The organism is Haloferax prahovense DSM 18310 (genome assembly GCF_000336815.1).
Lineage (GTDB): Archaea > Halobacteriota > Halobacteria > Halobacteriales > Haloferacaceae > Haloferax > Haloferax prahovense.
This window is the reverse complement of record NZ_AOLG01000058.1, coordinates 45,088-58,724: the sequence shown is the minus strand read 5'-3', so window position 1 is coordinate 58,724 and position 13,637 is coordinate 45,088. Positions and strand designations below refer to the sequence as shown.

The following is a 13,637-nucleotide window of genomic DNA, read 5'->3' as shown; positions in this document are numbered from 1 at the left end:
CGGACCCGGCCCGATTAGCTCCCGCCGAGCACGCGCTTGAACAGCGTGAACGTGAGCAGGGTGAAGAACAGCCCGTTCAACATCCCCTGACTCGCCGCGAGCACGCGCGCCGCCGGGCCGAGCGGGTTGATGTCGCCGTAGCCGACCGTGCTGAAGCTGATGTAGCTGTAGTAGACGTTGTCGAAGAGCACCTCCATCGTCGTCTTGTCGACGGCGGCGGGGTCGAAGACGCTCCCAGCCTGCGTCAGAAACGGCCCGCCGAGGGCGTAACACAGTCCGAACAGCGCCGGAAGGAGGAACGTGAACGCCGCGATTCGCGGGAGGCGGTTACCGTAGCCGCAGGTGACCTGCATGAGCGTGTTCAGTCCCACGCTGGCGACCTTCTTGCCGCGGGCCCACGTGTTCAGCGAGTACTCGTTGAGGATGATGTCGAAGTTCTTCTGGCGGTTGTAGTAGTAGCGCTTGAACTCGAACTCGCGGCTCGCCGGGGTGTCGCCGACGGCGTTGGCGCTGTCCTGCGCCTTCCGGTACGTTTCTTCGATGATATCAGGCGTCAGTTCCACGGCGAACTGGCCGGTCGCGCCGTTGCCGACGAAGTCGTGGATGGTCCAGTCGTTGCGTTCGAGGTAGCCGTGGTGGTCGCTGAAGTCGAAGCGGTCGAACTCGGTGAGACAGAAGCGGAAGTGGTCCAAAAGCTGGTGTTCGTTGCCGTCGCCCTCCAGCGTCAGGTCGCCGATGGTCGCGCGGGTGAGGTCGTACGGCGTCGGCTCGCCGGAGCCCTGCGAAATCGTGCCGCCGGAGAGCGTCGCGTCGGTGAAGTCGAGGTAGGTGTCGCGGTCGCCGACGAGCACGCGGAAGCGCGCCGTCTCGAAATCAGACTGCCGGAAGTCCGCCCGGTCGTGGAACGTCGTCTCCCAGAACGACGCGCTCGTGAAGTTCGCCGCCTCGAACTCCGCGCCGGCTTCGAAGGTCGCCTCGTTGAACGAGGCGTTGGCTTCGAGGTGCTGCAGTTCGCCCTCGAAGAACGCCCCGCGGAAGGAGGCGAGGCCGTGGAACGCCGCGGTCTTGAAGCTCACGTCCTCTTCGAACCGGGCCTCGCCGAACCGAGCGTTCGCTTCGAACTCGACCCCCTCGAACGAGGCGTCGCACCCGAACGTCGTCTCCTCGGCGACGACGGCGTCGCGGAACTCGCTCTCGTCGAAGTTCGCCTGCCCGCCGAACGACGCCAAAGAGAGGTCGAACGCGCCGTCGACGCGGAGGCGATAGCAGTCGGTGCGGGCGGTGAACGTCGCGCGGTCGAAGTTGACCGCGCCCTTGAACACGGCGTCCTTGAAGTCCGAATAACGGAATCGCGCGAGCTTGTAGTCCGCTTCGCCCTCGAACGTCGCGCCCTCGAACGTCACGTCGTCGTGGGTCGTCCGGCTCCCGCCGTTGAACTCGACGCCGCGGAACTCGGCCAACTGCATGAACCGGGCGTCGGCGAAGCTCGCGTCGTCGTCGAACCGCGCCTCGTCGAAGTCGGCCATCTCGTCGAAGCGGACGCCGTCGAACCGCGCGTCGCCCTCGAACTCGACGTGCTCGAAATCCGACCCCGCGGTGAACCGCGCGCCCTCGAACGTCACGTAATTGAAAATGGCCTGTCTGAAACTCGCGTCGTCGCGGAACGTCGCGTTCGCGAAGGTGATGTTGTCGTCGAGGACGTGGCTGCTCCCGCTGGTCTCGACGTTGCGGAAGCGCGCCGTGCTGTGGAACGTCGCGTCTGCGAAACTGGTGTCGCCCTGGAACACCGTCTCGTCGCAGCGGACCTCGCCGCGGAAGGTCGCCTCCGAAAAGCGGACGTCCTGTTCGAACGTCGCCTCGTTGGTCGTCACCGCGCCGGTCACGGTGACCTCCCGAGCGTCCACGTCGCCGGTGACCACCGCCTCGTCGAGTTTGAGGCGGCCGACCGTCGCCTCGCGGAGAATCAACCCCTGGTCGAGGCGGCCGTGAGTGAGGTCCAACCCCTCGATGTCGGCGTGCTGGAAGTTGAGGACGTGGTTCGTCGCGCCGTTGATGTCCTGGTAGGTGAGCGAAAGGTGCGGGAGGTCCGCGCCGACGTACTCGTTGACGCGGGTGTCGGGCGACTGGAGGTTCGCCCGGAGTTCGCCGACGATGTCGTCGCCGGTCACGTCGAGCGAGGCGCGCTCGTCGCGGCTCATGTGGAACACGCAGAACTCGCTTTCGGGGTGGGCTTCGTGCGGGCACTCCCACGTCGTCTGGAGGTGGGCGTCGGTCTGGACCGACGGGTCGAACGTGTACCGGCACGACGAGGAGGACATCAACGCCGGCGTGGACTCATTTCTCGACATGGCTGGGGAGGGGCGGACGGGTGTGCCGGGGACAGCGGGTGTGGCGGGTGCAGCTGAGGGTGCAGACCCGGCGGGCGCGTTCGGTCTTCGGGGCGACGGTCGAACGCGCGGACAGTCGTATGTGCAACATTGTCTGGTGTTTTGATATATATCTTCGGACCGCCGTCGGCGTCAGTCGAATATCTCGCGGCGCTCGGACGCCGAGAGTTCGGCGTGAATCGCGTTGGGCGAGCAGTGTTCGCACTCGCGGGCGGGGTTGGTGCTCTGCTCGAAGGTCCAAAGCGGCCAGCCGAAGAGGAAGAAGGCCTCCATCTGGTGGCGCTCGATGATGGCCTCGGCGGGCTTGCCGCAGTTCGGACACCACTCGTCGCCGTCGGCCGGCTCTTGGAACGTCACCTTGCGGCGGCCGAACCCGGCGTTCGAGTAGGCCTCGCTTCGGGACATCTCGACGAGGTCCTCGGCGGGGTAGGGGTCGGCGTCGACCGCGTTGTCGAACCCGGTGTCGGTCTCGACGCTCGACGCGAGGTACGGCCCGACGCTGACGGTGTTGTCGTAGCCGACGAAGTGGACGGAGACCGCCGCGCCCCGGCCCTCGACCCGCACCTCGTGGCCGTGGCCGACGAGGTAGAGTTCCACGTCGGAGTTGACCTTCGTGAGGTCGATGTCGTGGGCCATGCCGACCGCGTAGACGCCGGTATCGGGGTCGGTCGCGCTCCCCGACTGCTTCCAGCCGAAGGTGGACACGTCGTAGTCGTCGGGAGCGGCGCCGGGCGTCGCCTCGCCCGCGTAGACGTTCTCCGCACCGGGTGCCGAGACCGCACCGTCGGCGGCGGCGGCCGCGATGAACACGTCTTCGGCGTCGCCGAGGAGCACGTCGCCGTCGACCGACTGGACGTAGCCGTCTTCGAGGCTGCCGCGAATTTCGGTCTCGACGGTCGCGTCGCCGACGGCCGCGTCGTCGGTCACCGGCGCGTGGGTGAAGACGTACTCGGCGTTCTGCACGGTGAGGTCGCCGGCGACGCTCGCGCCGCCGACGAACACGTCCGCTGGGTCGCGGAGTTCGACCGGGGGGCGTTCGGAGCCGTTGAGCGTCACGTCGCCGTCGTAGGTGGTGGCGTTTCGGGTCATCGTTGGGTAGTTCGTTCGGGAGTCATCGCTGAGCCTCTCGTTCGGGCGTCATCGTCGTCTCGGTGTACAGCGCGAGGTCGTGCTCCGGGTAGGTGTGGTACGTCTCGTAGCCGCCGTCGCCGACGCGGATGGTGGTCCACGCCTCCGGGCCGAACCGATAGGCGACGGTCGCGTCGTCCGGACCGGGGAAGGCGTCAAGCGGCCGGCCTTCGACGACTGTTTGGGCGTCGAGTCGGTCGCTCTCGAAGCTGAACTCGCGTTCCGAGCCGACGGAAAGCGGCGTCTCGTGCGTCCGTTCGTGCGGCAGCGGCTTGCACGAACACAGCTCGTGGAAGTCGAGCGCCGGCAGGCCGACGTAGTGGGACTCGCCGATGACGGTGAGGACCGCCGGTTCGCCCGCGAGCGTCGCCGGGGAGACCGTCTTCACGTCCACGGTCGTCAGGTCTGGCGCGTCGGCGCTGTAGCCGAAGTACAGTTCGGTCGGTGTCTCGGCCGGCGGAGACGGGTCGGAGGCGGCGGGCGGTTCGGTGGTGGAAGGTGGTTGGGAGGGCATGGGAAATCAGGTGTCGACGAGGATGTCGTAGTTCGGGTGGAAGATGGAGTTCTCGCGGACGCCGCGGTAGTGCGGGACCGCGTGCCACTCGGCGGAGCCGTAGCGCTCCTCGCGGGCGCGGACGTACCGGGTCGCGCCGTCGCCGGTGAGCCGGGGCCGGTCGCCGGGCGCGAGCACGTAGAACTGCTCGACGCGCTCGGTCTCGCCGTCGTCGTCGAGGTCCTCGCGCACCCAGTAGGAAAGTTCTTGGGTGAAACCCGCGGCCCCGACGGTGTTGACGAACGCCTTGTGGTGTTCGGGGTAGGCGTCGGGCGAGTAGCCCCACGTCACCGCGACGCCGTCCTCGGAGAGGTGGGTCCGGACGGAGCGGTAGAACTCGGTCGAGTAGAGCGTGAGCAGGTCGTCGTCGGTCGCGCCGGGCACGTCGAGCAACACGAGGTCGTACGTCTCGTTCGTCTCTTGGAGGTACCGGTAGCCGTCGGCGACCGTCGTGTTCAGCCGGTCGTACTCGTGGGCGTCGTCGTGCCAGCGGCCGAAGAAGGGGTCCGTCTTCGCGTCGCGCATGAACTCGCCGTCGAGGTCGACGTGGTCGACGGTGACGCCGTACTCCCGCAGGTGGTCGATGGCAATCCAGTCGCCGCCGCCGACGACGAGTACCTTGGTCTCCGGGCCGGGTTCGACCAGCGACATCGGCACGTCGACTAGCCCCCGATGGTAGCTGTCGGCCCAACTCTCGCAGAGTTGGACGGCCGCGCCGAGGCGGAGGCACTGTTCCGTCCGCCCGTCGAAGTGCGGGTTCGGGCCGGTGCCGGTCCACGTGCGGTTGTATCTGATGACGTGCTGGTAGGCGGTCGTCTCCTGTGAGGTGACCGTCGCGCGCATCGCGCCCGGCGGATACTCGTTTTCTATCTGCTGTTCGAGGTAGAGTTGCGACAGGCGCTCGTCGGCGACGTCGTGCTTGGCGACGACGCCCGCGTAGGTCGCCGTCAAGAGGAGACAGACCACGAGGAGCGTCTTCGAGACCCGGGCGGCCGAGAGCGACCGGTCGGCTCGGGCGCTGTCGGTCGCGTTCCCGCCGTGTGCGGCGCTGGCGGACGAGGCGGGGCTTGCGGACGGGGCGGCGTCGCTGAAGGGCCACCACGACCACTCGCCGAAGTGGGCGACGAAGACGAGCGCGGCGACCCCGTTGAGGAGCGCCAGCACGAATATCGTCGGGATGAGGCCGAGACCCGGGTAGAGGACGCGGGCGTAGACGACGGCACCGGCGAGGCCGCCGACGTAGTCCATCGCGAGGATGACAGACAGCCCGCTTCTGCGGCCCTCGGTCCGCTCGACGGTCCAGAGGGTACCGACAGCGGCGACGACGAAATCGTGGATTCGCGCGCCTGCGGTTCGGAGCCACGAGGGCGTCGCCGACCCGTCGTCGTCGAGTTCGTCGAACATGCGGGTCAAAAGCGGGAGTTCGAACCCCGAGAGGAATCCGACGACGACGACGGGGAGGCGGGCGACGGTCCAGATGACCTCCGCGGGCACCGCCTGCGGGATGCGGACGCTGTTGAGACCGACGATGAGCAGGAAGCCCGCGGGTGCGGCCGCGGCCAGGAGCACCTCGGTGCGGAAGAAGTTCCCACCGAGGTTCGCGCCGTCGAGGTCGTCCGAGAGCGCCGCGCCGATGCCGAGGCTGAAGAAGTACAGCCCGACCGTGATGACGTACTGGGTGACCGTCCCGCCGTACATCACTGTCAGCAGTTCGGAGTAGACGAACTCGTAGGCGAAGCTACAGAACGACACCACGAAGGTGAGCGTCAGGAGCGTCGCCGTGTCGATTCGCGTGTTGGACATCGATGGAGGGCGAGTGGGTGAATGATAGAGGGCGAGGGAAAGCGCGCGTCAGCCGCGCTCAGATGCGCGGAGAGACTTTCCACTCTTCCTCGATGGAGTATCCCGCGTCACCGATACCGTCGGTGACTTCGAGGTCGTAACACTCCCAGCGGAAGTCGTGGTTCACGTCGTCGCCGACGACGTGCGCGCCGACGCGGTACCAGCCGTCTCGTCCGAGTTGGCTTCCGTTCGCCATGTCGTACTCGACGGTTTCGTTCGGGTCCTGTATCTCACGGTCCCACGGGACCGGGCCGGCGTCGGGCGCGTCGTCTCGCATCGCCGCGGTCGACCCGAGGTAGGCGATACCGAGCGCGGCGACGCCGACGGGGAACCGACTCACTTTGCCGGCGTTGTTCTCGTACCAGTCGTCGGCGTAGTCGCCGCCGTGGTACCACGCGTGGCCGTGGACCGTCCGCGGGGCGGAGGCGTAGCCGCCCGTGCCGCGGCCGGTCGCGCCGCGGCCGCCACCGCCGCCGCCCTTGCCTTTCGCGCTCGCAACCCCGACGGGGCTGAGCGCGGCCAGCGACTGCGGGTCGAACCCTGACAGCGACGACTGCTCGTTGGCTTCGTAGCGGGACATCACCCACGTCTGGTCGGCGAGGTCGACGACGAGCGAGCCGTCGGAGACCTCGAAGTCGGAGACGACGCTCGACTTTCGCGGGGGAGGGGAGTTCGAACCGAGACAGCCGGCGAGTCCGCCGACGGCCCCGAGGCCGGTCAGTTGGAGGAACGTACGACGCTTCATGGGGACTCTCGTCTCTGTCAATCAGAAAACTAGGATAACAGTCTTGTGGTTCGATACGTCTCGCCGGAGAGAACGTCGTGTCCGCTGACGGATTTACGGGCGGACCGTCGCGAACGCGGTCCTGACGCTCCCGATGACGACCCTGTCGAGCGAGTGCGTCGCCGCGCCGAACGCGACGAAGAAGACGACTATGACGAGGAACTCGACGAGCGGGAACGCGCCGAACGGGAATACGCCGACACCGAGGTCCGTGGCGAGCCGGATGAACGCGATGCCCGCATCGACGGCGCGGTCGAACGTGAGAACGGCGATAGAGCCGCCGACGACGGTGACGACGGCGTACACGAGAAGTCGCGGGACGCTGGGGACGGCCCATCCCGACGCTACGCGGTCGGGTCGGCCGGCGTCCCCGGCGACGACCCCGAGCGCCGCGAGTTGCCGGCGGAGTTGGTCGAGCGTCGTCACGACGAAGATGAACCACAAGAACGCCGCGAGTCCGAAGCCGACCGCCGACGCCGAGAGCCCGGGAACGACACCCGTCACGGTGTCGACGAGAGTCGGCGTGGCGCGCTCGACGAACAGATAGAAGACGACGAACCCGAGCGCCGCGTCCACGGGCCCGTACGCCGGGAAGGGCTCGTGTTTGCGAGCGCGGTCGGGGCCGGTGTTCGCGTGCGCGTTCATGCGCGAAGAGACGCGCTGCGAGGGCATCAATCGGCGACTCGATTGTCACGGCGCGAGAGCCAGCCACCGGAGGGTCGTTGGACCCGTGATCATCGGGTCCCGGGGAACGAGACGGAACGAGAGTCTCACATCAATCATCAGGGATGTGAAGCGATTCGCGGAGTTCGCTCGTGAGCCGGTTCACGTCCAGATGCTCGGGTAAGTCGTTCCGCCCGTCGTGTTTCGTGAGCGAGCCGGGCTCGAACGCGGGGTTGCGCTTTTCGACCGTCTCCAGCGGCACCTTGGTCGTGACGGCGAAGTGCTCGACCGGGGAGACGAACCCCCAGAGCGCGCCCGCCGTGTTGAGAACGACGAGAATCGGCGTCCACGGGACCGCGAGGAGCGTGAGTTTCGACTCCGACCAGTAACTTGCCACGCCAGCACCCGTCACGACGAACAGCGTGGCGAACTCGAGAAGGGAGCCGACCCGATAGAGCACCAAGTCGGGGAGCGCGCCGGGGATGACGAACGTGACGAGCGTTATCAGCGGGATGAGCGGCGAAAAGCCCCACGCGACGAGGCGGAACTGCAGAAACAGCTGATAGTGCAGCGGCAGGAGGTCCGAATCCTGTCGCGTCCCGGAGAACCACCGTCGACGCTGCTTGAGCATCGTCATCACCGACGGCGGGGCCTGATTGCGGAACTTGCAGTTCAGCACGCTGAAATCGAGGTCGGCGGCGGCGGCGGCGCGCCACGCGAAGTCCGTGTCCTCGGTGATGGTCTTCGAGTCCCACGTGATGCGGTTTTCGAGGCTCGTCCGAATCGCGATGCCGCCGCCCCACGCGTACAGCGGGAAGCTGAAGCGGCCGAACGCCCGCTGTTCGCGCTGGTAGCCGATACGGAACACCTCTGAGAGGTACGTTACCCACGACCCGGTGTACACCGGCAGTTCGGTTATCTGGATGATGTCGCCCTCCGGCAACCCCTCGAAGTTCGCCATCAGCGTGTCCTCGTCGAGGTAGAGGACGAACTCCTTGTCGCAGGGAATCTCGCGGCGCGCCCATTCGAGCGCGCGGCCCTTGTGAGACGCCGTGCAGGTGAACTCCTCCGGGACGGCGTGGACCGTCGCGCCGTCGACCGAAATCGGCTTCTCGGCGACGACCCGAACGTCGGCGAGGTCGTCGGGGACCGCATTCACCGTCGATTGGACGATGTTGGCCGCGTCGATGGTGATGATGCGAACTTGGATGTCGTCGTAGCCGTAGGCGACGTCCCCGGCGGGGATGGTCTGTCGCCACGCGAGGACGAGCACCTCGACGAACCACGTGAACACCGAGGCCGAATACAGCACGAAGACGGTCCAGACGAGCATCAGGAGGACGAACACCGCCAACTCGGACTGGACCCCAAACATATAGATTAAACATACATTCTTGAAATAATGAATGTTCGGACGTCGGAATCGGCCGACTCGCAACCGAGTCGAAACCTCGCGCCCGGGTTCCGACGTCCGTCTACCCAGCACGTCGGGAGACTCATTTTCAGACAGTTATAAACCCTTAATTGTTTGAGGTTACACACACCGTTAGAGTCAACCAATATCGGACTAGTGAATACGCATGCACGCACAACACGACCGGTCGCGTCCGGCGACCGTCCCGTCCGGGCCGATTCTCCTCCGCGGCGACCACCGAGCGTCGCTGTCGGGCGCGGAGTTACTCGACTTCCCCGCTGAGGACCGAACGGTGACGGTCGCGTGCGCGTCGGGGACGCGCCACACCGCGACGTGGACCGGGGTTCCGGTCTTCGACCTCTTCGATGACGTCGACCTCGACGACGAGACGACGCACCTCGTCGTCGAGAGCGCCGACGGGTATCGCGTCTGTATCGACGTGTACGACGCTCTCGACGCCGTGCTCGCCTACGCCCGCGACGGGACGCCGATAGGCGAGGAGCACGACTACGAGACGCGCTTTATCGCGCCCGACGTCGACGGGTCGCGGACGGTGAAAGGCGTCCGCGCCGTCGAAGCACGCGCGCTCGACCCGTCTACCGACCCCGAATCGCTCGAAGACATCTCCAAGAGACCTTGACCAGATGACGCGAGAGAGACGGAGTCGGCCGACCCGAACGGACGCGGCGGAGAACACCAGCGACTCCGCGAACGGGTCGAGCAGGCGGGCGTTCCTCGCGTCCGTCGGTGGGGTCGCGGCGGCCGGCCTCACCGCGACAGCGGGCTGTCTCGGTCGAGCCGGGTCGACGCCGACCGTGTCGATTCTCGCCGCCGGGAGCCTCCAGCGGGCGCTCACCGCCGAGTTCGAATCGCCCGAGGGAACCCGCGTGGAGGTCGAGGCACACGGTTCCGCCCGCGTGGCGCGGATGGTCGACGACGACCAACGCGACCCCGACATCGTCGCCCTCGCGGACCCGACGCTGTTCGACGCGCCGCTTTCTGTCCCGTGGTACGCGACGTTCGCCAACAACGCGCTCGTCGTCGCGTACAACCCCCAGACCGACGGCGGCGAGCGAGTCGCCGACGCCGCGTCGTGGCCCGACGCCCTCCTCGACGACGACGTCAGCCTCGGCCGAACCGACCCCGACCTCGACCCGCTGGGTTACCGGACGCGGTTCGCGCTCGCGCTGGCCGCCGACTACTACGGCCGGCCGGCGCTCGCCACCGACCTGCTCCGCCGCGACCAGATTTACCCCGAGACGCAACTGCTCGCGCAGTTCGACGCCGGCGGCATCGACGCGGCGTTCGTCTACCGGAGCATGGCCGTCGAACGCGACTACCCGTACCTCGAACTCCCGGCTGAAATCAACCTGAGCGACCCCGAACACGCGTCGGCGTACGCGACGGTTTCCTACACGCTCCCGGAGGGTATCACCGTCCGCGGCGGCCCAATCCGGTACGCCGCGACGCGACGAACCGACACGGCGGCGTCGAAATCGGTGTTCGAGGCGCTCGTCGGGACCGCCGGCGAGTTCCTCGAACCCTCCGGGTTCGCCGTGCGCGCGAGCCACCCGCACTACTTCGGAGATGTCCCACCGAGCGCCTAACCGCCGCGAGAGCGGCGTCACGCGACTCCTGCCCGAGACGTGGCGAGGCCTGACCCTGCTTCTCGCGGGGATGCTCCTCGTCTACTACCTGCTTCCCATCGGCGCGCTCGTCCTCGCGCAGTCGCCGGCGTCGCTGGTCGGCGACGTGACGAGCGACGTCGTCGTGACCGCCGCCACCAACTCCGTCGTCGCGGCGACGCTGAGCACGCTGGTCGCCGTCGCCTTCGGCCTCCCCTTGGCCTACTGGCTCTCGCGCACGTCGTTCCGCGGCCGCGACGTGATTCTGGCGATGGTCATGCTCCCGCTCGTCCTCCCGCCGGTCGTCAGCGGGATGTTACTGCTCAAGCTGGTCGGCCCCGCGGGCCTCGGTCAGCTGACGAGCGTCCCGCTGACGCGCTCGCTGGTCGGGGTCGTCCTCGCGCAGACCTACGTCGCCTCGCCATTTCTGGTCGTGACCGCGAAGACGGCCTTCGACGGCGTGGACAGGCAACTCGAAGCGGCGGCCCGTTCGCTCGGCGAGGACCGCATCGGGAGCGTCCGGCGCGTGACGCTCCCGCTGGCGAAGCAGGGCATCCTCGCCGGGGTGACCCTGACGTTCGCGCGGGCGATGGGCGAGTTCGGCGCGACGCTCATGCTGGCGTACTACCCGCGGACGCTCCCGGTGCAGATCTGGGTGTCGTACCTCTCGACCGGCCTCGACGCCGCGTTCCCGGTCGCGCTCGTCCTCGTCGGCATCGCCGTCGGGGCGATTCTGTTGGTCCACGCGCTGGGGACGAACCCGTGGGAGTGAGGACGGGCAGGAGCACAGGAGCCATCAAGGCGGCAAGCTCACCATACCGGACAGCGCGACGAAGCCCGCAGCCGCGAGGAACCGGTGAACCGTCTTCATACTGGAACGTACGGCCTGCGTGTAGATGAACAGGCTGGTTGGAAAGCCCGCCGGCCTCTCGTCATCGCGACAGACCGGCGGTCCTCCGAGCGACCTGGGGGAGTTCGCCTCCGTCGCCCGTGACGTGCTCACCCACGAAAGCCGAGCAGCCGAAGGCCGTTCAGTGAGACGATGACCGTCGAGCCCTCGTGGCCGACTACTGCGAGCGGGAGCGGGATACCTCGGAGGAGGATCGCACCGACCATGAGTGCAATCGCGCCGAAGGCGATTGCGAGGTTGATGGTGAGCGTCCGGCGAGTCCTGCGTCCGAGACCGAGCACGTAGGGAATCTTGCTGAGGTCGTCGCCCATCAGCACCACGTCAGCGGTGTCGAGCGCGACGTCGGTTCCCGCACCGCCCATCGCGATGCCGAGGGTCGCCGTGGCGAGCGCCGGCGCGTCGTTGACGCCGTCGCCGACCATCGCCACGTTCTCGAATCGCCCGACCAGGTCCTCGATGGTCGCCACTTTCTCCTCCGGGAGCAGTTCGGCTTGTACCTCGTCGATGCCGACTTCGTCGGCGATGCGCTGTGCGACGCGCTCGTTGTCGCCCGTCAGCATGACGATGTGCTCCACGCCGAGCGAGCGGAGGTCGTCGATCATCTCGGCCGCGCCAGGGCGAACGGTGTCGGTGAAGGCGAGCCACCCCGACACGCTGACGTCGCCGTGGTGCTCTCGGGCGACGAGGACGCTCGTTTTCCCCTCCGCCGCTAACGTCTGGAGACGGTCGAGGCCCGGTTCGAGACCGTCGATCGCCGCGTCCCCGAGGACGGTCTCGAAGTAACTGCGGTTCCCGATGTGCGTCGTCGTGCCGTCGACGTCCGCTTTGACCCCTTTCCCGGCGACCGACTGGAACCGCTCCGCGTCGGGGACGTCGAGTGAGCGAGCATCTGCCGCCCGTACCGTCGCACGGGCGAGGTGGTGCTCCGAGCGGGCCTGCACCGCGGCCACGATAGAGAGGAGTTCGTCCTCGGTCAGCGTCTCGTCTGCCGTGCCGTCACGGACGAACACGTCAGTCAACTGCGTGTCTCCCTGCGTGAGCGTCCCGGTCTTGTCGAAGGCGACCGCATCGATACGCGCGGCGGTCTCGACGTGCTCGCCGCCCTTGAACAGGACGCCCTGTCTGCCTCCGGAGGCGATAGCTGAGACGACTGCCGCGGGCGTCGAGATGATGACCGCACACGGCGAGGCGGCGACCATGAGCGTCATCGCGCGGTAGAACGTCCCGGTGAACTCGTTCCCGAGCGCGACCGGAACGGCGATAGCTGCAATCGTGAGCCCGAACACGCCGAGGACGTACGGTTGTTCGAGACGGTCGATGAGCCGCTGTGTCGGGGCTTTCTCGCTTTGGGCGCGTTCGACCATGTGGATGAGACGGCTGATCGCCGACTCGTGTGCCTGCCGCGTGACTTCGATTTCGAGGCTCCCACTCTCGTTTATCGTGCCGCCGAACACCTCGTCACCGGGCACCTTGGGTACGGGAACTGATTCGCCGGTGAGCGAGGCTTGGTCCACCGTTCCCTCGCCGGACGTGACGATGCCGTCGAGCGGGATTCTGTCGCCGGGGCGGACGACGAACACGTCGCCGACGGCGACCTCCTCGATGGGAACTGTCACCTCCGCACCATCGCGGAGGACCTGCGCCTCGTCCGGCCGCATCTCGACGAGGGACTTGATCGCCCGGCGCGAGCGGCCGATCGCGTAGTGCTGGAGCGTGTTCGACAGCGAAAACAGGAAGAGGAGCATCGCTCCCTCGAACGGTGCGCCGATAGAGAGCGCCCCGAGCGCGGCGACGATCATCAACAGGTCGATGTCGACAGCGCCGTGACGAAGCGTCTCGATCGCCCCCTTGAGCCCGTACCAGCCACCGAAGGCGTACGCGACGCCGTAGCCGGCCCACATGAGGAGTGACGGTCCACCGAGCCATCCCGTCGCCAGGCCGGTCACCATGCCGATCAGCGTCAGCCCGACGAACACGGCCTCCCGCCTGAGGTCCGAGCGGGTGGTCGCCTCGTCGGGTGCCGTGTCGGGGTCGTCCCGAATCGAGACGTCGCGGTCGCGAACCGCTTCTCGAAGCTGTTCCTCCGAGGTGACGCTCTCGTCGTAGGTGATTCGAACGCTCCCCGTTCGGAACGAGACGTCGACGTCGTGGACGCCGGGCGTGTCCCGGAGGTGTCGTGCGAGGGCTCGCGCTCCCGCTTCGCCGCGACCGCCTCGTCGTTCGATCTGGACAGCACACGTCGAGAGCGAGGGTGATTTAGTAACGGTCACGCGGTCTCTCCATACACTGCATCCTGATTCTGTATTGTCGGTCTGTCATCGTGTCCCTGTC

11 protein-coding genes are annotated in these 13,637 nt (G+C 67.3%); 3 read left to right on the top strand and 8 right to left on the bottom strand.

The annotated features are described in order from the left end of the window. Positions 1–14 precede the first annotated feature (14 nt). From C457_RS18785 to C457_RS18755, 7 genes are all read right to left on the bottom strand, one after another. Positions 15–2,318, bottom strand: a complete 2,304-nt coding sequence (locus C457_RS18785) for a pentapeptide repeat-containing protein (RefSeq protein WP_008097138.1) — start codon at positions 2,316–2,318, stop codon at positions 15–17. 201 nt (positions 2,319–2,519) lie between these two features. Beyond that, entirely contained in the window at positions 2,520–3,476 is a 957-nt protein-coding gene (locus C457_RS18780) for a hypothetical protein (protein WP_008097137.1), read from the bottom strand. A 22-nt stretch (positions 3,477–3,498) separates the two neighbouring features. Beyond that, positions 3,499–4,029: a DUF2617 family protein gene (locus tag C457_RS18775; protein WP_008097136.1), complete on the bottom strand. Its 531-nt coding sequence runs from the start codon at positions 4,027–4,029 to the stop codon at positions 3,499–3,501. A gap of 6 nt (positions 4,030–4,035) precedes the next feature. Next, positions 4,036–5,871, bottom strand: coding sequence for a spermidine synthase (locus C457_RS18770; protein ID WP_008097135.1), 1,836 nt, complete (start codon positions 5,869–5,871; stop codon positions 4,036–4,038). 58 nt (positions 5,872–5,929) lie between these two features. Beyond that, positions 5,930–6,655 carry a hypothetical protein gene (locus C457_RS18765; RefSeq protein ID WP_008097127.1) on the bottom strand — a complete coding sequence of 242 codons (726 nt, stop codon included), beginning with the start codon at positions 6,653–6,655 and terminating at the stop codon, positions 5,930–5,932. 93 nt (positions 6,656–6,748) lie between these two features. Then, positions 6,749–7,339, bottom strand: coding sequence for a hypothetical protein (locus C457_RS18760; RefSeq protein ID WP_233514286.1), 591 nt, complete (start codon positions 7,337–7,339; stop codon positions 6,749–6,751). A 130-nt stretch (positions 7,340–7,469) separates the two neighbouring features. Next, positions 7,470–8,732, bottom strand: coding sequence for a glycosyltransferase family 2 protein (locus C457_RS18755; RefSeq protein WP_008097124.1), 1,263 nt, complete (start codon positions 8,730–8,732; stop codon positions 7,470–7,472). A gap of 205 nt (positions 8,733–8,937) precedes the next feature. Between C457_RS18755 and C457_RS18750 the strand changes: the two genes are divergently transcribed. Genes C457_RS18750 through C457_RS18740 form a run of 3 tightly spaced genes read left to right on the top strand, consistent with a single transcriptional unit; the run spans position 8,938 to position 11,168 of the window. Further along, on the top strand, positions 8,938–9,411 hold the full coding sequence (locus C457_RS18750; RefSeq protein ID WP_008097123.1) for a molybdopterin-dependent oxidoreductase: 474 nt from the start codon (positions 8,938–8,940) through the stop codon (positions 9,409–9,411). Between the two features lie 4 nt (positions 9,412–9,415). Next, positions 9,416–10,378 (top strand): extracellular solute-binding protein, encoded by a 963-nt coding sequence (locus C457_RS18745; RefSeq protein WP_008097122.1) that lies wholly within the window; start codon positions 9,416–9,418, stop codon positions 10,376–10,378. Beyond that, on the top strand, positions 10,359–11,168 hold the full coding sequence (locus tag C457_RS18740; RefSeq protein WP_008097121.1) for a molybdate ABC transporter permease subunit: 810 nt from the start codon (positions 10,359–10,361) through the stop codon (positions 11,166–11,168). The genes C457_RS18745 and C457_RS18740 overlap by 20 nt, the downstream gene beginning before the upstream one ends. A 227-nt stretch (positions 11,169–11,395) precedes the next feature. Here C457_RS18740 and C457_RS18735 read toward each other — a convergent pair whose 3' ends face one another. After that, entirely contained in the window at positions 11,396–13,576 is a 2,181-nt protein-coding gene (locus C457_RS18735) for a heavy metal translocating P-type ATPase (protein WP_008097120.1), read from the bottom strand. Positions 13,577–13,637: the final 61 nt, after the last annotated feature.

Bases quoted from the DNA above. Each gene is read 5' to 3' on its own strand.
- C457_RS18785 (WP_008097138.1), bottom strand. From the start codon at position 2,318: ATGTCCTCCTCGTCGTGCCGGTACACGTTCGACCCGTCGGTCCAGACC.
- C457_RS18780 (WP_008097137.1), bottom strand. From the start codon at position 3,476: ATGACCCGAAACGCCACCACCTACGACGGCGACGTGACGCTCAACGGC.
- C457_RS18775 (WP_008097136.1), bottom strand. From the start codon at position 4,029: ATGCCCTCCCAACCACCTTCCACCACCGAACCGCCCGCCGCCTCCGAC.
- C457_RS18770 (WP_008097135.1), bottom strand. From the start codon at position 5,871: ATGTCCAACACGCGAATCGACACGGCGACGCTCCTGACGCTCACCTTC.
- C457_RS18765 (WP_008097127.1), bottom strand. From the start codon at position 6,655: ATGAAGCGTCGTACGTTCCTCCAACTGACCGGCCTCGGGGCCGTCGGC.
- C457_RS18760 (WP_233514286.1), bottom strand. From the start codon at position 7,339: ATGAACGCGCACGCGAACACCGGCCCCGACCGCGCTCGCAAACACGAG.
- C457_RS18755 (WP_008097124.1), bottom strand. From the start codon at position 8,732: ATGTTTGGGGTCCAGTCCGAGTTGGCGGTGTTCGTCCTCCTGATGCTC.
- C457_RS18750 (WP_008097123.1), top strand. From the start codon at position 8,938: ATGCACGCACAACACGACCGGTCGCGTCCGGCGACCGTCCCGTCCGGG.
- C457_RS18745 (WP_008097122.1), top strand. From the start codon at position 9,416: ATGACGCGAGAGAGACGGAGTCGGCCGACCCGAACGGACGCGGCGGAG.
- C457_RS18740 (WP_008097121.1), top strand. From the start codon at position 10,359: ATGTCCCACCGAGCGCCTAACCGCCGCGAGAGCGGCGTCACGCGACTC.